13 protein-coding genes are annotated in these 18,789 nt (G+C 60.7%); 8 read left to right on the top strand and 5 right to left on the bottom strand.

What is annotated here, in order from left to right; translation table 11 throughout:
* Positions 1 to 2 precede the first annotated feature (2 nt).
* On the top strand, positions 3 to 1,265 hold the full coding sequence (locus AO692_RS20270) for a lytic murein transglycosylase (protein WP_082407463.1): 1,263 nt from the start codon (positions 3 to 5) through the stop codon (positions 1,263 to 1,265).
* A gap of 16 nt (positions 1,266 to 1,281) precedes the next feature.
* Here the strand turns inward: AO692_RS20270 and AO692_RS20265 are convergent, their stop codons facing one another.
* Positions 1,282 to 2,283, bottom strand: coding sequence for an LLM class flavin-dependent oxidoreductase (locus AO692_RS20265; RefSeq protein WP_054311853.1), 1,002 nt, complete (start codon positions 2,281 to 2,283; stop codon positions 1,282 to 1,284).
* 301 nt (positions 2,284 to 2,584) lie between these two features.
* Between AO692_RS20265 and AO692_RS20260 the strand changes: the two genes are divergently transcribed.
* Complete coding sequence (locus AO692_RS20260; protein ID WP_054311963.1) at positions 2,585 to 3,013, top strand: DUF6481 family protein; 429 nt, start codon at positions 2,585 to 2,587, stop codon at positions 3,011 to 3,013.
* Between the two features lie 166 nt (positions 3,014 to 3,179).
* Here AO692_RS20260 and AO692_RS20255 read toward each other — a convergent pair whose 3' ends face one another.
* Both AO692_RS20255 and AO692_RS20250 read right to left on the bottom strand, forming a co-directional pair.
* Positions 3,180 to 4,334, bottom strand: a complete 1,155-nt coding sequence (locus AO692_RS20255; protein ID WP_054311852.1) for an FAD-binding oxidoreductase — start codon at positions 4,332 to 4,334, stop codon at positions 3,180 to 3,182.
* Positions 4,335 to 4,543: 209 nt separating this feature from the next.
* Complete coding sequence (locus AO692_RS20250; RefSeq protein ID WP_244483427.1) at positions 4,544 to 5,212, bottom strand: XRE family transcriptional regulator; 669 nt, start codon at positions 5,210 to 5,212, stop codon at positions 4,544 to 4,546.
* A 53-nt stretch (positions 5,213 to 5,265) separates the two neighbouring features.
* Between AO692_RS20250 and AO692_RS20245 the strand changes: the two genes are divergently transcribed.
* The 4 genes from AO692_RS20245 (at position 5,266) to AO692_RS20230 (ending at position 14,521) form a co-directional block, all read left to right on the top strand.
* Complete coding sequence (locus tag AO692_RS20245; protein ID WP_054311850.1) at positions 5,266 to 6,090, top strand: creatininase family protein; 825 nt, start codon at positions 5,266 to 5,268, stop codon at positions 6,088 to 6,090.
* 90 nt (positions 6,091 to 6,180) lie between these two features.
* Positions 6,181 to 7,803 (top strand): ABC transporter substrate-binding protein, encoded by a 1,623-nt coding sequence (locus AO692_RS20240; RefSeq protein WP_054311849.1) that lies wholly within the window; start codon positions 6,181 to 6,183, stop codon positions 7,801 to 7,803.
* A 310-nt stretch (positions 7,804 to 8,113) separates the two neighbouring features.
* A complete protein-coding gene (locus AO692_RS20235) occupies positions 8,114 to 9,889 on the top strand; it encodes an adenylate/guanylate cyclase domain-containing protein (RefSeq protein ID WP_054311848.1) in 1,776 nt (591 codons plus the stop codon).
* A 126-nt stretch (positions 9,890 to 10,015) separates the two neighbouring features.
* The gene (locus AO692_RS20230) at positions 10,016 to 14,521 is read left to right on the top strand and encodes a cytochrome P450 (protein ID WP_054311847.1); all 4,506 of its coding nucleotides are present in this window, start codon (positions 10,016 to 10,018) and stop codon (positions 14,519 to 14,521) included.
* A 174-nt stretch (positions 14,522 to 14,695) separates the two neighbouring features.
* Here AO692_RS20230 and AO692_RS20225 read toward each other — a convergent pair whose 3' ends face one another.
* Together AO692_RS20225 and AO692_RS20220 are read right to left on the bottom strand one after the other, a co-directional pair.
* The gene (locus tag AO692_RS20225) at positions 14,696 to 15,376 is read right to left on the bottom strand and encodes a Crp/Fnr family transcriptional regulator (protein WP_054311846.1); all 681 of its coding nucleotides are present in this window, start codon (positions 15,374 to 15,376) and stop codon (positions 14,696 to 14,698) included.
* A gap of 162 nt (positions 15,377 to 15,538) precedes the next feature.
* Positions 15,539 to 16,243 carry a response regulator transcription factor gene (locus AO692_RS20220; protein ID WP_054311845.1) on the bottom strand — a complete coding sequence of 235 codons (705 nt, stop codon included), beginning with the start codon at positions 16,241 to 16,243 and terminating at the stop codon, positions 15,539 to 15,541.
* A gap of 350 nt (positions 16,244 to 16,593) precedes the next feature.
* On the opposite strand from AO692_RS20220, the gene AO692_RS20215 reads away from it, so the two are divergent.
* Both AO692_RS20215 and AO692_RS20210 read left to right on the top strand, forming a co-directional pair.
* Entirely contained in the window at positions 16,594 to 18,036 is a 1,443-nt protein-coding gene (locus AO692_RS20215; RefSeq protein WP_054311844.1) for a calcium-binding protein, read from the top strand.
* A 217-nt stretch (positions 18,037 to 18,253) separates the two neighbouring features.
* Complete coding sequence (locus AO692_RS20210) at positions 18,254 to 18,535, top strand: hypothetical protein (protein ID WP_054311843.1); 282 nt, start codon at positions 18,254 to 18,256, stop codon at positions 18,533 to 18,535.
* Positions 18,536 to 18,789: the final 254 nt, after the last annotated feature.

Below are 18,789 nucleotides of genomic sequence, written 5' to 3'. Positions count from 1 at the left end.
GGATGGATCGCTTCTCTGGCCGCTTCCTGTTTTCTTTGTTGAGGCGCCTGCTTCTGCTCGTCACTCTTGTGGCGGGTTTTGAAGGCTCCGTTTCCGCTGCGTCCGTCGACGATCAGTTCCGTGCCTGGCTGCAGAACGATCTCTGGCCCGAAGCCAAGGCGAAAGGGATCTCGCAAGCGACGTTCAACGCTGCTTTCGATGGTGTGAGCCCCAACCTCAAGCTGCCCGATCTTGTGTTGCCGGGCGAAAAGCCGAAGACACCGAAGAAACAGCACCAGGCCGAGTTCGGTTCTCCCGGTGCCTACTTTGCCGAAAAGATCGTTGCGGCGGTTTCGAATGGCGGGCGCGCTCGTGCGGCAAAATACGCCGCGACGCTGCGCCAGATCGAAAAACGCTATGGCGTGCCGGGTTCCGTCGTGTTGGCGATCTGGGGTCGGGAAAGCGGCTTCGGCGGGGCCAGGATGCCGTACGATGCTTTCGAGGTGCTGGGCACCAAGGCCTTCCTGGCAACGCGCAAGGACATGTTCCGTGAAGAGCTGCTGGCGGCGCTGGAAATCGTACAGCGCGGCCTGGCCCCGGTTGGTGCCATGAAGTCTTCCTGGGCCGGAGCGCTCGGCCAGCCGCAGTTCATGCCGACTTCCTTCCTGAAACATGCGGTCGACTTCGACGGCGACGGCAAGACCGACATCTGGAACTCGGTGCCGGACGTCATGGGATCGATCGCCAACTATCTGGTCCACTATGGTTGGGTGAAGGGGCGTGGCTGGGGTTACGAGGTCACCGCCCCCGAGGCGGTTTCGTGCTCGCTGGAGGGGCCGGATCGCGGCAAGCCGGTCTCAGCCTGGGGCAGGCTCGGCGTCAGCCGTATCGATGGCAAGCCGTTCCCGTCCGCTGAGAGCGCCGCCAAAGCTTTCCTGATGATGCCGGCTGGGCGCCATGGTCCGGCATTCCTGGTTACGCCGAACTTCTATGTGCTGAAGGAATACAACACCTCCGACCTCTATGCGCTGTTCATTGGCCTGGGCGCCGACCGCATCGCGCGCGGCGACCATCGCTTTTCGGCTGACTGGGGCGAAGTCGGCGGACTCTACAGGTCGGACATAGCCGCTCTGCAGCGGGTGCTTGAAAAGAAGGGCTATGACGTCGGTAGCGCCGACGGCCTTCCGGGGTTCAAGACGCGGCGTTCGATCGGCGAGTGGCAGGTCAAGAACGGCCGCCCTGCCACCTGCTATCCCGATGCAGAGTTGGTGCGGGCGGTGAAATAACGCATCCGAACGGCCGTCACGCAGCCTTAGACAGGTCGCGATGGATGTCGGCAAGCATCTCGAAGGAGCGCACGCGGGCTGCATGGTCGAAGACCTGCGCGGTCACCATCAGCTCATCGGCGCCAGTGCGTGCGATGAAGGCTTCGACACCTTGCTTCACGGTTTCCCGCGAACCGACCACGGCACAGGACAGTGCCTGGTTCAGCATGGTGCGCGCGACGGGATCGAGATCGTGGTCATAATTTTCGACCGGTGCCGGCAGTCGGCCTGGCCGACCACTGCGCAAGTTCACAAAGGCCTGCTGCAGCGACGTGAACAGCAGCCGTGCTTCCGCATCGGTCGGTGCGGCGATCACGTTGAGGCCAAGCATGACGCGCGGCTTGTCGAGATGCTGCGACGGCTCAAATCGCGTGCGATAGACCTCGAGCGCATGGTCGAGTTCCGCCGGTGCGAAATGCGAGGCAAACGCGTAGGGCAGGCCGAGCATGGCGGCGAGCTGCGCGCCGTAGAGACTGGAGCCAAGGATCCAGACCGGTACGTCTTCGTCCTCGCCGGGCACCGCGCGTATGCGCTGGCCCTCATCTGCCGGTTCGAAATAGGCCATCAGTTCGACGACGTCGCGCGGGAAGTTGTCGACGCTGGCATCGAGGTTTCGGCGCAGCGCTCGTGCCGTCATCATGTCGGTGCCGGGTGCGCGGCCGAGACCGAGATCGATGCGGCCGGGATGCAGGGCAGCCAGCGTGCCGAACTGTTCGGCGATCACCAGCGGTGCATGGTTGGGCAGCATGATGCCGCCGGCACCAACACGAATGGTCCTGGTGCCCGCCGCGACATGGGCGATGACGACGGCGGTGGCGGCGCTGGCGATGCCCGGCATGTTGTGATGTTCGGCCAGCCAATAGCGCTTGTAACCCAGCCGTTCGGCATGGCGGGCGAGATCCAGCGTATTGGCCAGCGATTGTGCAGGCGTGCTGCCTTCGCCAACGGGTGAGAGGTCGAGAACGGAAAGATCGGTCATATGCGTGTCCCGCTGGCTGGTTCGACCGCATATAGGGCGAGCTTAGCGAAGCGCCAAATCAAGAGATTGGGCCAGGTGCCGACATACCGGCCCGAAATCGGATTCAGTTTTCGGAAAACATGATGGATAGATTTAAAGTGTTGGAGCGTCCTTTGCGCCTCCGAATGGACATGCGTCGCTCCAATATGTCGTTGCGCTGCAACATACGCGTTCTATTCATGGCTGGCATACCGAATTGGTGCTTGATCTCTGCTTTCGCGCGCGTATGTAAGCCCCGCACATGGATTTCAGGGAACTGGACTTGGCTATCTACAGGGAAAAAGACATTTTCGAGCGGCGCAATGCCGCGAACGAGGCAAAGAAGGCGCTCCTGGAGCGCTTCAAGGCAAAACCGGCAGCAGACGATCCGGCAGTGCTGGCCCGCCAGGCGGAACGCAAGGCGATCCTGGAAGCACGCGCTATTCGTGAAGCCGAAAAGGCTCGGCTGAAGCAGGAACGCCTGGCACGTGAAGCCGCCGAGAAGGCAGAGCGTGAAGCCGCAGCGGAAGCCGCAAGGCTCGAGGCCGAAGCGAAGGCGCGCGAGGAAGCTGCGTTGCGCGAGGCGGATGAGAACGAACGCATCGCTCGTCTTCTGGCCGATGAGGCAGAGCGCAAGGCAAAGCGGGACGCCCGCTACGCGGCGCGTAAGCAACGCGTTGGCCGCACGCCGCCAGGTTTCTCGGCACGCTGATTGCGCATGACCCCGAAAATCGGAATCGATTTTCGGAAAGGATCATGTGCCTGACCGCGTCCGAAAGACGCGCGGCGGTAAAAAGAATAGCCCGCTTCACGCGAGATGAAGCGGGCTTTTTGCATGTGCCGCGAAGCGGTTGGTAGCCGGATTGGTTCCGGTCTTGCTATCCGTTGAGCCGTGTCGGGCTGAGCATGGCGCTGTCGAGCCCGAAATCGGCGATGCGTGCCGGCAGCGGCTGGCCACGCACCAGGGCAGCGCAGGCTTCACCCATGGCGGCGGATGTCTGGATGCCGTAGCCGCCCTGCGCGACCAGCCAGAACAGGCCCGGCACCTTTGTGTCAAAGCCGCCGACCAGATCCCCATCGCCGACAAAGGAACGCAACCCTGCCCACACGCGGCTCGGGCGGCCCACGGAAAGCGTCGTCAATTCCTCGATGCGGTGGATACCGAGCGCGATGTCTTCCATTTCGGGCTGAACATCCTGCGGCGGCATCAGATCGGCATTGGCCGGGGAGCCGAGCAGCAGGCCGGCATCGGGCTTGATGTAACAGCTCTCGTCGGCGGTGATGAACATCGGCCAGCGGGTCACTTCGAGACCGGCTGGCGGATTGAAGACAAAGGCGGTGCGCCGGCGTGGTTCCAACCCGATCTGTCTGGCGCCGAACAGGGTTCCGACCTCGTCGCCCCAGGCGCCAGCCGCGTTGATCACGATCGGCGCGCTGTATTCCTTGCCTGAAGCGACAACGCGCCAGTCGGCGCCCGTTCGCTCGGCGGCGGTCACCTCAGCATTGCCGATCACGGTGCCCCCGGCACGTTTCAACCCGCGCAGATAGCCCTGATGCAGGGCGTGCACGTCGATGTCCTCGGCATTCGGATTGTACACGGCGCCAACGACGCTTTCCGGCCGCAGCACCGGGATCCAGGCCTTGGCGCCTTCGAAATCGAGCCGTTCGCCGGAAAGGCCGATCGAGCGGACCGCTTCCTGATGTTCCTCAAGAAGGTGTTCCTGTTCCGTGGAAGCCACGACGAGCATGCCGCGCGGCGTCAGGATCGGATGTTCCGCGAAGCCCGCGGGCGGCGTTTCGAGAAAGGCGCGGCTCGCCGCAGCCAAGGCACGTACCTGACGCGTGCCATAGGTTTCGCTGAACAGCGCGGCGGAGCGGCCGGTCGAATGGTAGCCAGGCTGGCTTTCGCGTTCCAGCAGAACCGTCTTCAGATGCGGCGCCAGCCAGTAGCCGACGGAAGCGCCGGCAATGCCGCCGCCGATGATCAACACATCGGCTTTCACCGGCTCTTGTTCGGCCTCTTGCGTCGTCATCGTCGCGGTCCTTTGGTACCGGCGGTCGCCAGTGAGGAGAGTCGTTTCCTATACGCTAAGCATTTTCAAAATTTGAAAACCACGTCAAGCGCTGGTCTGGCGCATGACAGCGAAAATCGACATCGATTTTCGGAAAGGAAAGGCGGCATCCGCCGCCCGTTATGCGCCTACTCAACGTGTTGGAGCCTCCTGAGCGGACGCGCGGCGCTCTAATGATCCAGCATCTCGATCAGTGCGGACTGGAAGTCCGGCTGCGCGCTCGAGCAGACTGCGAGCACCAGCCCATCGCTTTCACCGACGGCGAGATAGGCGTGCCCCATGGTGCTGTCGATGTAGATGCTCTCGCCCTTCTCGAGGCGAACCGGCGCATAGTGCTCGGTATGCACTTCGATGGGACCTTCGAGCACATAGAGGAATTCCTCGCCGGAATGCTTGATGAGGGGACCGAACGCTTCCAGCGAGCGGGTGGTGATGCGCGTCAGCACCGGCACCATGCGTTTCTTGGTGATGTCCGTGCTGAGGTAGAGGTAGTCGTAATTCTGGGTCTTCTGCTGCAGTCCATCGCCGTGAAGATTGACGGAGCGCCGGGTCAGCAGATGGCCTGGAGTTTCTGGTTCGGCCACCAGTTCGGCCATCGACAGGCCCAACCCCTCACCGATCTGGAGGAGCTTGTCGTAGGAGAGCGACATCTGGTCGTTTTCAACCTTGGACAGGGTCGAGATCGCCACGCCGGTCTTGCTGCTGACATCGCTCAGCTTCCAGCCATGTTTCTGGCGCAGCGCCTTGAGGTTCGATCCGAGTTTCGGGTGCTTGGCCATCAGTCCCCAATCGTTGGTCCAGTTCGACGGTGAGACGATAGCCGTTGACAATATCGGCAACAAGGAAAATCATTTAGCGGATCGGAAAACGAAATTCTACCGAGGAGGAGATCATGGCTCGGGAAGTCGAATGGGCGCGCATGACGGCGCCGGAACTGCGCGCGATCGCCGAGCGCGGCAATGCACTGGCCATCCTGCCGGTCGGTTCGTTGGAGCAGCATGGCCCGCATCTGCCTGTGATCACCGACACGGCAAGTGCTGCGGCTGCCGCCGTGCGCGGCGCGCGGCTGGTTTCCGACGACGTACCGCTTGCCGTCCTGCCTGGCCTCTGGCTGGGCATGAGCGAGCATCACCTGCCGTTCGGCGGCACGATCACGCTGGATTATGCCGCCTACCACGGCGTGCTGCGCTCGGTCGTGCGTTCACTCAAGGCGATCGGCTTCACCCGCCTGCTCATCGTCAATGGCCACGGCGGCAATGTCGACCCGCTGGCCGTTGCGGTGCGCGAACTGGCGGTGGAATTCGATATGCCGATCGTGGTGACGACGCCATGGTTCCTGGCGCAGGAGGAAACCTCGGCGCTGTTCGAATCCGACGATGGCCCGAAACATGCCTGCGAGGGCGAAGCGTCCGTCATGCTGGCGATCGCCGGCGACATCGTCAAAACCGACAAGTTCAAGGATGCCGAGGCCCTGCAGGCAGGCCAGAACGAAGCGCCGCATGGCGCATCGCGTTTCTACTCTTTCTCGGAGCGCGCGCCGCAGACCGGTACCTGGGGCTTCCCCAGCAAGGGCACTGCCGAGAAGGGTGAGAAATTCCTGGCGCTGCATGCCCGCGAAGTCGCCAAACTCATCACGTCGGACATTCTCTGGACCAGACCGGATCCGGTCTGGCGCGCTGGTCGCGGTCTGGAGACCACCGCCGGCAGGGCCGACTGATCACAGTCTGGTGGCGGCTCTTCGGATGGGCCGCCATCGCTCGATTGCCAACAACCAAGAACGCCAATAACCGAGAAAAAGGGGAAGATCATGACTGTTCCGCAGCGCGGCCGCCTGGCCGCAAGGCTCGCCGCAGGCGTTGCCGTCGCCCTCCTGTCCGGTCTTTTTGCCAGCCAGGCGTTGGCCAAGGGCCTTGTCTATTGTTCGGAAAGCGCGCCCGAGGGGTTCGATCCGGCGCTCTATTCAACCAACTCCACCTGGGATGCCTCGTCCAAGCCGATCTACAGCCGCCTGGTCGAATTCGAACAGGGCACCACCAACGTGGTCCCGGGCCTGGCCGAAAGCTGGACGATCTCGGATGACAAGCTCGAATACACGTTCAAGCTGCGCAAGGGCGTGAAGTTCCAGACCACCGACTATTTCACACCGACCCGCGAGCTGACCGCCGATGATGTGATCTTCTCGCTGGATCGCCAGCGCCTCAAGGACGATCCCTGGTACGGCTATATTGCCGGCTCGAGCTGGGAAATCTTCGAAGGCATGGAGATGCAGAACCTCATCAAGGACGTCGTCAAGGTCGATGACAACACAGTGAAGATCGCGCTGAACCAGCCCTCCGCTTCGCTGCTTGCCATGCTTGCGATGGACTTTGGCTCCGTTCTGTCGAAGGAATATGCCGACAAGCTCATCGCCGCGGGCACAAAGGAAAAGCTCAACCAGCAACCGGTGGGCACCGGTCCCTTCCGCTTTGTCGACTACCAGCAGGATGCCGTCATCCGGTTCCAGGCCAATCCCGACTATTTTGGCGAGAAGCCGAAGCTCGACGAACTGGTTTTCGCCATTACGGTCGATCCGACCGCACGCATGCAGCGCCTGCGGGCGGGCGAATGCCAGATGGCGCCTTATCCGGCGCCCGCCGACATCGCCGATCTCAAGGCCGATCCCAATCTCACGGTGATGGAAAAGCCGGGACTGAACGTGGCCTATCTCGCCTACAACACATTGATGCCGCCCTTCGACAAGGCCGAGGTACGCCGTGCGCTCAACATGGCGATGAACAAGCAGGCGATCATCGACGCCATCTTCCAAGGTACCGGCCAGGTCGCCAAGAACCCGTTGCCGCCGGGCATGTGGGGCTACAACGATGCCGTGGCCGACGACAAATACGATCCTGAAGCCGCCAGGAAGATGCTGGATGCAGCCGGTGTGAAGGATCTCAAGATGAAGATCTGGGCCATGCCGGTCAGCCGTCCCTACATGCCGAATGCGCAGCGGACCGCTGAGCTGATCCAGGCCGATTTCGCCAAGGTCGGGGTCACGGTCGAGATCGTTTCCTACGAGTGGGGCGAGTATGTGAAGCGCGCCCGCGACAAGAACCGCGACGGCGCCATCATTCTCGGCGCAACCAGCGACAACGGCGATCCCGATAATCTAATCAGCTACTTCTTCGCCTGTTCAGGTGTCGGTGGCGCGAATTTCGCCAACTGGTGCTATCAGCCGGTCGAGGATCTGATGCAAAAGGCCCGCGTCACCTCCGATCAGGCCGAGCGCACCAAAATGTATCATGAGCTGCAGGTCCTGTTCAAAGAACAGGCGCCCTGGGCGACGCTCGACCATTCGACCGTGTCGCTGCCGATGTCGAAGAAAGTGACGGGCTATGTCATGGATCCGCTCGGCTCGCATCGCTTCGAAAGCGTCGACATCACCGAATAAGTTCCGAACGCTCCGCGACGATTTTCTTCGCGGAGCGTTTCATTTTATCGAAATTCTGCGGCCTGGCCCTGACCTTGGACGAATTTCCAAGGCAAGTCGGGGTTGTTTGTACTCTAATGATTTTGCGGGTGCCAAAATCCATGCTAGCGTTGCTCTTGGCTTTGCCCAAGTGGGGACGCTTTGCTCGATGGGGGCAATGGCGAAGTACTTCTAATCGTTCTGCGATTCAAAGTATCTGCCATCGGCCTTGAGACAGCCGGTCCAGGCTTGTGTCGGCCTGACGGCTTTAGAGGTTTTGAGATCAACATGAATGGTTGATCAGCAGGTGATCCGGCAGCTTTCCACCATCTGCGCCATCGACGCAGTCGGCTTCTCACGCCTGATGAACGAAAATCAGGAAACAGCCGTCAAAATCTTCCACGAACGGCGAAATCTGATCGCCGAAACGGTCAGTGAGTTCGGCGGCCGCATTTTCGGGGCGGCGGGCGACAGCCTGATGGCGGAGTTCGGCAGCCCGGTGGAAGCGTTGCGATCGATGCTGGAAGCCCAGCTTCGCCTCGACAAGCTCAATGCAAATGCCATGGAAAAGCTGCGCATGCCGTTCCGTATCGGCGTGGCGACAGGCGTGGTCATCCAGAGCGAGGATGGGACCTTTGGCGACTGTGTGAACATATCGGCGCGGCTGCAGGAATTCTCGCCGCCGGGCGGTGTCGCCATCACCGGTACGACGCATGAACATATCAGCGGAAGGTTTTCGGTCGAGTTCACCGATCTCGGCCCGATGCAGCTCAAGAACATAGCCCTGCCGGTCAGGATCCTGGTCACCGCTCCTGCTTCAGGTCAGACGAAGTCTCTTGCATTCGCGGCGGTTCGCTCATCCATCGTCCAGCCAGCCAATGCCGATACCAAGGATCATCAGCCGGCCATCGCAGTGTTGCCGTTTCAGAACAGCAGTCCGGATCGGTCGACGGACTATCTGGCGGACGGCATCGTCGATGACATCATCCACGGACTTGCAGCCACGCGCTCCCTCCCCGTGATCGCGCGCGATTCCAGCTTCCAGTTCCGCGACCAGTGGCTGGGGACCGCCGCGATTGGCAATCTCCTGGGCGCGCGTTACCTCGTGACGGGTTCCGTTGCCAGCTTCGACAAACGCATTCGCTTGAGCGCTTCGCTCACGGACAGCAGCAACGGCAGGGTCGTCTGGTCCGGCCGGTTCGAGCGTGGGCTCGAGGAACTCATCCAGCTCCAGGACGATCTGGGCGGAGAAATCGTGTCCACTCTCGAGCGCGAGGTCGATCGCGTCGAGCAGGTGCGCACCTTTCAGATTCCGTGGGAGCGGTTGCAGACCTGGCAACTGGTGCGCCGTGGCCGCTGGCATATGCAACGGCGTACGCGCGCGGATATGGATGCCGCGCTCAAGCTGTTCCAGCAGGCTTACGACGAAGATCCCAATTCGAGCACGGTGCTCAGCGAATTGGCATGGTGGTATCTGTGGCGCGGCTGGCTCAACCGTGGCGAGCCCGGTGACCTTGCACGCGTGGCCGATCTTTCCCAGCGGGCGCTGCTCGTGGACAGTCAGGACGCCCGCCCCTATGCGTTCCTGGGCTCCATCGAAGTCCTGAAGCGACGACCGCTGGTCGCGCTGGATTTCCTGCAACAGGCGCTTCACTACAATCCGAGTTTCGTTCTGGCCTATCAGGCCATGGGCAGCGCGCGGCTCATGGCATCGCGTCCGCAGGAAGCGATCACCGTGCTCAAGCGGGCCGACCGCCTGTCCCCTTTCGAGAACTATCGGTTTCATACGCTTGGGGAGCTGACGGCGGCGTATACGCTGATGGAGGATTGGCCCGCCGTCATCACGACCGCCGAGCGCTCGCTGTCTTTTGCCCAGGACTATTTCTATCCGCGCTTCCTCAAGGTCGGGGCGCTTGTCCGGAGTGGACAGATCGAAGCGGCGCATGCCGAACGTGAGCTGTTCGAGGCCAGGCATCCGAGATTCAACCGCAGCTGGATCGACTGGATTCCCTTTGCGGACGGCTCCATCAACCAGCGCCTGCTCGACAATTTCGACGCCGCCGGCTGAGCCCTGTGAAGGCCGGAGCCTATGTCGCTCCGCACGGCGGGAATGTGAAGAGGTTCACTTACCCGGCGCAAGCCGAACCATAGCATAGCCGGCATTTCTCTGCGCCTTCCTGGGGGGATCGTCAGAATGGGCTTCTCGACCAAATATTATGACGGGGTGTTGAAGGGACAGGTTGAATTGCCGTTCGGCGAGGAAGCGCCTCCTTTCGACCGCGAACGGTTGCGCAAGACGACCTTTACGGGACGGATCTTCACCTGGGCTTTCGAGCATCCCGATTGGTGGCTTGGGTTCTTCCGGCGCTTCTTTCCGCGCGTGCGCTGGGGCAAAGTCGTCTTTCTCACACGCTTCGAGGATGTGCGCGAGGTTCTCGAGCGTCAGGATGAATTCGAAACGCCTTATGGCCGCGAGCTGCGTGAATTTTCCGGTGGATTCGATTTTCTTCTCAGCCTGAAGGACGGGAAACTCTATCGCGAACAGAAGTCCGTGGTGCTCAGCGCCTTTCCCCCAGAGGAGGTGGACACCCGGGTGCGCAAAATTGCGGTCGAACGTTCGCGGGAGATCGTGAGCCACGCCGGCGAGAAGTTCGATGCTGCCAGCGAATTGATGCGCATCGTTCCGGTCCTCATCTGCCGCGATTATTATGGACTGGATATCGAGGATCCGCGACAGTTCGGCGACTGGGCCATCTCCATCAACCAGATCCTGTTCGGAGATTGGGGCGCCGACGCGGTCACGCGCGAGCTGGCTGTGGCGGGTGCTGCGAGCCTCTTCGCGACAATCGATCGTTCCATCACCATCGCCGAAGACGCGATCAAGCTCGGCGATGAGGTCGACACGCCTCTCGGGCGGCTCGTCCGCATGGCGCAATCCGACAAGGATAATCCGTTCAAGCGGGTCATGGAGATCGTGCACGAAACCAATCCGCAGGCGACGGACCGCGAGGTGGTGCGCTCCATCATGGTCGGCATGGTGGTCGGCTTCGCGCCCACGAACCTGCTGGGGGGCATCAACTGCCTGGACGCCGTTCTGAGCCGGCCGGAGATTTTCGACTACATCAAGAGGGCCATAAAGGACAAGGACAACACGCGCTTGGACAAGGCGATCCTGGAGGCCATGCGCTTCAAGCCGCACTGGATCTGGCCCTGGCGTTACGCCAGCGAAGCCAAGACGATCGGTGTCAAGCGGGGCCGCCCCTACAGCATCCCCGCCGGGGTCGCGGTCCTTCCCGCCACACGCTCGGCGATGTTCGACGAATCCGTCGTCAACGACCCCTGGGCTTTCAATCCGGACCGTAGCCTGAGCGAGAACATGGTCTTCGGCGTTGGAATCCATCGCTGTATCGGCGCCGCAATCGCCAGCGTGCAAATCGCCGAAGCCTTCCGGGCCTTGTTTGAAAAACCAGGCTTCCGGCGCGCGCGCGGCAAGGAGGGCAAGCTGACGCGCCTCGGTCCTTATCCGGACAGGCTCATGGTGGAATTCGACGTTCCGGATGAAAATCGCCTCACCGAACAGTCGCTGGTCACGGTGTGTGCAAGGGTGCAGGCCGGTATCGATCAAAAGCAATTGCAAAAGGATGTCGACGGCCTCGGAAATCCGGCGATTGGTGCGATCAAGGCGGATCTCGACAAGGCCGGAACCATTCACTTCGCCAGCCTCAGCATTGTACCGACCGGCGATTCCCGAAAGCCTGACGGCGACGATCTCTATCTGGTGCTCGAATTGTCGGGTGACGGCACCAAACACCAAGTCATAGAGGCTTTTGCCGATGCCGTGCACGGTCATTTCGTGCCGCTGTTCGAACGCTATGCGGCAGACCCACTCAAGGGGACATTTGAAGCGTTCCTGCTGAAGCATACTGTCGAGGTGTCGCCCCGATACGGCAGCATGGCGGGGCTCGTGTTCTGCGGCACGCCCGGACATTCGGTCGCCCGCATCAAGGCTGAGCAGAAACTGGTAAAAAAAGCCGCCGAAATCGTCGAAGAGAACATCTGGCTCAAGCAAGACCCTAAAGCGCCTTTGAGCACGTCGAAAGCGCAGATTTCGGACAACCTGTCGGCAGCAGCGATATTGACGAAGGTCCGGTCCGGCCTCAAGTGCAAGGAATTCGACTGGGTTTTCGCACCCGCAGACAGCCTGCTCGAAAAGCCGGGCGGTACTCTCCTGCGGGCATTGCATCATATCGTCTTCAACTTGCGAACAGCCATTCCGCTGGCTGTCCTCGTCGCCGTCTTCACGTGGCTGACTTATTTGATGCAATTCGACACCAGCGGCAGCTGGTTCCGCACAGTGGCGCGGATCGGCGACTCTTTCATCCTGGCGGTGGTCGGGCTGACCATCTCTGCAGGGGCGTTGTTCGCGGCGGTCGCCTTCTGGCTGCGCAGCATCGAGCGTCGGGAGGAGGTCAGCAATGCCGGCATCAAGCTCGGGCTGCTTGAGCAATTGCAAAAGAACGAGGATGCTCTGGGTTACCTTCAGAACCACATGACGGCAGTCTCCGTCATGAAGCCTGGATTATTGCGGTGGTTCCTGCTCGGTTTTTCGTTCTATGTGATTTCCATCACGGCCAGATGGGCTTTCCGGCCTGGACATCTTGGCGATACCGGACAGATCCATTTCGCACGCTGGGTCAGGATCCCCGGCACCGACCGGCTGGTGTTCTTCAGCAACTATGGTGGCAGTTGGGAAAGCTATCTTGAGGATTTCGTCACCAAGGCTTCCGCAGGCCTCACTGCGATCTGGAGCAACACCAAGGGTTTTCCACGTTCACGCTTTCTGTTTCTCGACGGCAGCCGCGACGGAGACCGCTTCAAGCGCTGGGCGCGTGCTGAACAGATCCCGACCTCCTTCTGGTATTCCGCCTATCCCAAACTGAACACGACGCTGATCCGGAAGAACTCGCAGATACGGCAAGGGCTTCATAGTGCACGCGCCAGCGAAGCACGTGACTGGCTGAGCCTGTTTACCTCTCTGCCCCGGCAGGAAGGCGTCAAGCAATCGTCGCTTGGTAAACTTCTCTACCAGTCCGAAGACACTACAGTCGAAAGCCTGGAAAGCGGCGAAATCCAGTCGTTGATCTTCGGCCCGCTCGGCAGCCTTCCGTTTGCCAAGATGTTCGCTTTCGAAATCGATGAAAGGAACACCACCGCAGCGCAGCGCCTTAAGGTGCTCGACCATCTCGTGAATCACACGAGTTTCGGCGACACAAAGCCGGTTGGGAAAGCCATGTTCTGCGTGTTCGGCCCGAACGGGCTGAAGAGGCTGGGCCTGACCAGCAGTCCCAACAGCGATCCGCTTGCCAGTTTCCCGATGACCTTTCGGCAGGGCATGGCCAATGAATATCGCAGCCGCATCCTGGACGATCAAGGCGACAGCGCCCCTGAGAAATGGTGGTGGGGTTCCAAGGAAACGCCGGTGGATCTTGCCATTCTCTGTTATGCCGACTGTGAGGAAGCGTTGAATGAAATGACCCTCGAAACAGCCAGCTTCTCCAAGACGGCCGGGCTTATTCCGCGGGCAGTTCTTCCGCTCGAGATAGGCCGCGACAGCCCTGGATGCCCGGTCAAGTCTACGGCCGCAAAGGTGGCCGGGTCTTCGCGTTCGAAATCGGTTGTTTCTCCTTTGCCCTATGGTGAAGAAGAACGGCCGCCGGCGCGAGAGCATTTCGGTTTCATCGATGGCATCTCCCAACCCGTAATCAAAGGCACGAGGCGCCGGCGAAACCACAATTCGAGCCCGATCCACCAGATCGCCGCCGGTGAGTTCCTTTTCGGCTACCGCGACGAATACGGCTATTATCCGCCCAGCCCCACGACGCCTTCCGAGTTCGACTCCGAGGGGCGCTTGCTGGCGATCGATGCCGATGGCAAGCCGGTCAACAGCAGAAGCATCGTGCATGATTTTGGCCGCAACGGCTCCTTCGTCGTCATTCGCCAGCTCGCGCAGGATGTCGAAGGGTTCAACACCTATTGCCGGATGGAAGCGGACAATCTGCGCAGCAGTGGCTTGGCCGCATACCGGGCCGTCGATGCCGATTGGGTCGGGGCTCGCATCGTGGGCCGCTGGAAGGACGGCTCTTCGCTTATTCGCAATCCTGACAAGCCCGGCCGCGAGCTCGACAACCAGTTCACCTATGGTGCGGAAGATCCGCAAGGGCTGCATTGTCCGCTGGGCGCGCACATCAGGCGCTCAAACCCGCGCGATTCGCTTGGTACCGATATAGACACCCAGCTCAGGATATCGAAACGTCACCGTATCCTGCGTGTCGGGCGCAGCTACAGCCTGGACAACGGCGCCGATGGCAAGCCGGAAAAGGGCCTGTTGTTCATCTGCTTCAACGCCAGTTTCGAACGGCAGTACGAGTTCATCCAGCAGACCTGGATGTCGGCGCAGAATTTCCAAGGGCTGCGCGGCGAGAAGGACCCGCTGATCGGCAACCAGGAGATCGATCTGAACGGCAGCGCGGGTCGTTTCACCATCCCACGCTGGGAAGGAGGGGTCGAACTGACCAACCTGCCTTCCTTTGTCACCACGCGTGGCGGCGGCTATTTCTTCATGCCGAGCCGGGCCGCGTTGCAATACCTACAGTCGCGCCTGAAGCCAAAAGATGCGAACGACCGGGTTTGCGCCCATTGATTTTGGCTCTCGGAGTTACCTGCAACGCGCAAGCGGAAAATAGACGCCATCCCTGACGTTCGTTATCCCAGGTCCTCAACGACGGCCCGTCCTACGATCATGAGGCACAGCCCGCAATAGGGTCAGGTTCAGGGGTGGCGAGGGGAAGCGCTTCCGGTTTTGCGGACGTCGTGCTCACTCGGAGCTGACGCGCCGCAGGCGGGCCGGGTCGTTCACTTTGACATGGCCACGTTTCGTGGCGATCAGGCCGCGGCCGCGCCAATCGTTGAGAAGTTTGTTGACGGACTCCCGTGTCGCGCCAAGCGTCTGGGCAAGCTCCGACTGCGAGATCGCTATCCAGCCCGAAGCATCGGAAAGTCGTTCGCTCAAATGCAGCAGGCGTTTGGCGAGCCTGGCTTCTATGGCGAGGAATGTGTGGTCACCGAGCTCTTCGCTGATCCATCGCAACCGCTTGCACAGGAGTTCGATGATGGCCCGGCCGAGCAATGGATCCCGCTCTATGCGGTCGAGCATCTGTTTGCGCGTCAGCGACACGATTGAGCATTCCGACCTGCAGATAGCGGTTGCTGTCCTGTGGCCCCCGTCCAGCACTCCGATTTCACCGATCAGGCTCGGCGGGAATTGCAGGTTGGCGACCAGCTTGTCGCCTTCGGCGGAGAAGATCGAGATCTCGACGGATCCTGCAAGCAGGCCGTAGACGCGATCGGATGGATCATCCTGGAGAAAGAGCAGCCGTCCCGCGGCGTATCTTTCAGGCTTGGCGTCGCCGAACATCCTGTCCAGCAAGTCGCGATCATAGTGGGCGAATTTCGCCAGCGTGTGTTTTGGTTCCTGGTCCAGACTGGTCATCAACATCGGTGCCCCCGAGCGTGATCTCAGTTCAAGTGAGATTCTGTTTTCGTTTATTGTCCAGTTTCGCCGATCATCTCGTCCGCGAGAAAGTCTACGCGCGGCGGCACGGCTTGGATAGCGGGCTGCAAGCGTATTTGTCGTCCCTCGGTGCGCGGCTTTTGCTGCCTATGCCATCGCCGGCTCTGGTCCGCTCGCGGCCAGATCCCCTTTCATCAGTGCCATGATCGCCACCTGGGTGCGGTTTGTTGCACCGAGCTTGCTCATGATCTGGCGGACATGGACCTTGACGGTGGATTCCTGCATGTCGAGTTCGCGTGCGATCAGCTTGTTGGACTTGCCCGAGCGAAGCCGGTCGAGAACCTGGCTCTGGCGCGGCGTCAGCTGGCTGCTGCCTGTCGTCGCGCTAGGATGATGACGGGCGCGGTCTCTGCCATCCGCAATTTCCAGCAGGGCCTCGCGAGGGAAGTACGCGCCGCCATTCATGATGAAAGCGAGGGCCTGGTGAACCACGGCCAGCGGCGTGGTGGTTGAAATGAAGGCCTGGAAGCCGAAACTTACAGCGCCGACAGCTTCGTCGGCTTCCGTTCGGTCGGAAAGAATGGCGCATGGCGTTGTCGGGAACTGGTCCCGCACGGCGCGCAGCATCGTTCGTGTCTGCAGATCGTGCAGCGATGAGCCGCCTACGTTTAAAACAATAAGAGAAACGATGGTGCCTGATTGAGAATAGAAACCGAGATTTTCCGGTTCTATCGCATGGGCCGACTTGCCCAGAGGGCTGACCCATTCGTTGATCAAAGTCGTGATACCGGCGCATCTCAGCGCCAGAGTATCCACTACCAGCACAACCGCCTTTTGTGCATCCCCAGTCATTTTGGTCTCCTTGGTTTGTGGGCGCTTGCCTGTGCGCCGCGAGAACCCTCTTCCCGTATCGGTTTCACCTAGTGGTATCGCAATGAGGACGTCTCCGATGTGAGGCGCTTCACATGCAAAGGGAGCTCATCGAAAGTGTCCTGTGCGACTGATGGACAAGCACACACATACGCCGGGTCTTCCAAGGCTTACCCTACACAATAAATCATGAGACCCGCCTTGGACGCACCATCCACTCCAAGGGCGCACCGCCGAAAGGCGTAGGGCCGCAATCAAGGCGATCAGCGTTATGAAACCATTTTCGGCGCCTCCGCCCGGGCTATGCTTGTCGGGCAATGGAGGAGCTTGCCATGGGCGCATCGAATTCAAGCAAAGGCCACCAGCACGGCTGCGGCAGCCATCCGCCGCAGACCGTGCAGGTGCGAACGGTAACGGCGCAGAGCGCAATCGGCGTTTCAGCACAAGTGAGCGCGGATGCCTTCGGTCAAGGCACGCTCGCCAACACGCAGGTCCATATGACCACCATCGATCGTGGTCTTGCATCGTTCGCCATCGCGGCAGTCGGTGCAGAAGCGGCTGCGCAGGCCTCTGGCGATCAATCTCCGTTCGCCATGGCTTCTGCCGTGGTCACAATGGCCAACGCCGATATTTCGGTCACCAACAGCAGGACCGTCACCGGTTCGGATACGCACGGAACAAGCCAGCAAACGGTCGTATCGGCCATCGGCGCCAGCTTTGCTTTCGAAACCGGTCTGGCTCCGGCTCATCAGGTCAATGACGATGCAGTTGAAGCCTGCCGATCGGATGTCGGATCCTTGCAAGGCAATCTGGCGACCTTCGATGCGAATGTGACCGCCCAGGGCGAGAACAGCGTCGTCGATGTTCAGGCTGACGCGATCGCGTTGGAGGAGCAATATTCTTCGAGCGTCGTGTCCGCCACTTCGGCAATCGACGCCGAGGTCACCTATACGGAATATGTCGGCACCGGATGGGACGATACCATCGTGACGGGTGATGGCGACTCGCTGGTGCGGGGAGACCGTGGCGACGACGTCATCCGCGCCGGCGATGGCGACGACTGGCTGTTCGGCGGCAAGGGTGACGACCGGATCAGCGGTGGCGGCGGCAACGACACCGCCTTTGGCGGCGACGGTCGCGACAATCTCGGTGGCGGCGACGGCGACGACTGGCTGTTCGGCGGTGATGGCAAAGACACCTTGTCCGGCGACGCTGGCGACGATCTGGTTGTCGGAGGTGACGGTAACGACCTGATTACAGGCGGCAGCGGCAATGATCTGCTCGATGGTGGCGACGGCCGCGACACCATTTCGGGTGGCGCCGGAAACGACGTCTTCCGTCTGGGATCGTCTTCCGGCGACGGCGATGACCTCATGACGGGAGGTGCCGACGCCGACACCTATCGGATCGTCGGCGCGTTCGACGACGATACCATCGCCGATTTTTCCGTTACAGGCGGTGACCGCCTTGCTATCGAAGGTCTCGATGCATTGCTTGGCGCCGGTCCGAGAGCCCTTTCGATGGAGCGCGATCGGGGCGACCGGGACGACCTTGTCGTAACGATGCGCCTGGATGGCGAACGCTCGACACTCACGCTGGACGAGTTCTTTTCCAACAATCCCGAGTTCGGTTCGATGCCGACGCGGGGCGCTTTCACGCCGCAGCAAACGGCCATGATCATGCATGCCATCGCCGTGGACGCCGACGCGAATCCGGCATCGGCGGATACGCAACTCATCTTTCAGCTGGGGGATCTGCTGGCCGTCTTTGGTTGAATATTGAACGTATAATTTCCCTCAGGCGCTCACCCTTATTAGGGCGGGCGCCTATTACATTTCAAGGATTTGACAATGGCAGGCGTATCGAAAGTATTACTCTTCAAGAGAATGAAATTACGCCACTTGAATATTTGATAGTCGATGAAACAGGGCCTAATCTTCAAATGCGCCGGACCTGAGTACCGGACTTTATCAAAGCAACAAGGAGAGTGACATGACCTTCTACTGCGATCCTTCTGACGTGAACCTGGACGCCTCGTACGATTTCGAATCGGACATCGACGTCAACTTCGACCTGTATTCCGACGTCGACAGCTATCTCGACGTTGATCACGAAATCGATGTCTGCGTCGACATCGAGGGCAACGAAGCCACGTTCGCGATCGACGTCCAGGCTTATGGCGAAGATACCGCGACCGATCTCAATCTCGTCGTGGCTGTTCAGGAAGACGAATGGTCGAGCATCACGGCGACCGGTTACGCCGCCGCTGGCTGATCAACCCCGCAGTCGGCTGCAGCGCATCCTCCCATCGCCGTAGCCTGACCGAAAAGGCTCCGCTTCGCGCGGGGCCTTTTTTCGTGTGCCGCGGCGAAGCGACATCACGCGTTTCGGTCATCGTCTTCCGGACCAGCCCCACGCGGACAGATCTCGTTCCGCCGTCGGGTAAGCCAATCCGATCATACCAAGGACGTGCGGTCTACGCCTGAAGTGTAGCTCCACCTAAGCGTTGTGCCGCCGGCGTCGCTTCG

The sequence above is a fragment of the Mesorhizobium sp. 1M-11 genome, assembly GCF_001303895.1.
Lineage (GTDB): Bacteria > Pseudomonadota > Alphaproteobacteria > Rhizobiales > Rhizobiaceae > Mesorhizobium.
The sequence above is the reverse complement of the archived record's forward strand: the minus strand, read 5'-3'. Positions and strand labels throughout refer to the sequence as shown.

Excerpts from the sequence above, each read along its gene's own strand:
- AO692_RS20270 (WP_082407463.1), top strand. The coding sequence starts at position 3 with ATGGATCGCTTCTCTGGCCGCTTCCTGTTTTCTTTGTTGAGGCGCCTG.
- AO692_RS20265 (WP_054311853.1), bottom strand. The coding sequence starts at position 2,283 with ATGACCGATCTTTCCGTTCTCGACCTCTCACCCGTTGGCGAAGGCAGC.
- AO692_RS20255 (WP_054311852.1), bottom strand. The coding sequence starts at position 4,334 with ATGACGACGCAAGAGGCCGAACAAGAGCCGGTGAAAGCCGATGTGTTG.
- AO692_RS20245 (WP_054311850.1), top strand. The coding sequence starts at position 5,266 with ATGGCTCGGGAAGTCGAATGGGCGCGCATGACGGCGCCGGAACTGCGC.
- AO692_RS20240 (WP_054311849.1), top strand. The coding sequence starts at position 6,181 with ATGACTGTTCCGCAGCGCGGCCGCCTGGCCGCAAGGCTCGCCGCAGGC.
- AO692_RS20235 (WP_054311848.1), top strand. The coding sequence starts at position 8,114 with ATGGTTGATCAGCAGGTGATCCGGCAGCTTTCCACCATCTGCGCCATC.
- AO692_RS20230 (WP_054311847.1), top strand. The coding sequence starts at position 10,016 with ATGGGCTTCTCGACCAAATATTATGACGGGGTGTTGAAGGGACAGGTT.
- AO692_RS20225 (WP_054311846.1), bottom strand. The coding sequence starts at position 15,376 with ATGTTGATGACCAGTCTGGACCAGGAACCAAAACACACGCTGGCGAAA.
- AO692_RS20220 (WP_054311845.1), bottom strand. The coding sequence starts at position 16,243 with ATGACTGGGGATGCACAAAAGGCGGTTGTGCTGGTAGTGGATACTCTG.
- AO692_RS20215 (WP_054311844.1), top strand. The coding sequence starts at position 16,594 with ATGGGCGCATCGAATTCAAGCAAAGGCCACCAGCACGGCTGCGGCAGC.
- AO692_RS20210 (WP_054311843.1), top strand. The coding sequence starts at position 18,254 with ATGACCTTCTACTGCGATCCTTCTGACGTGAACCTGGACGCCTCGTAC.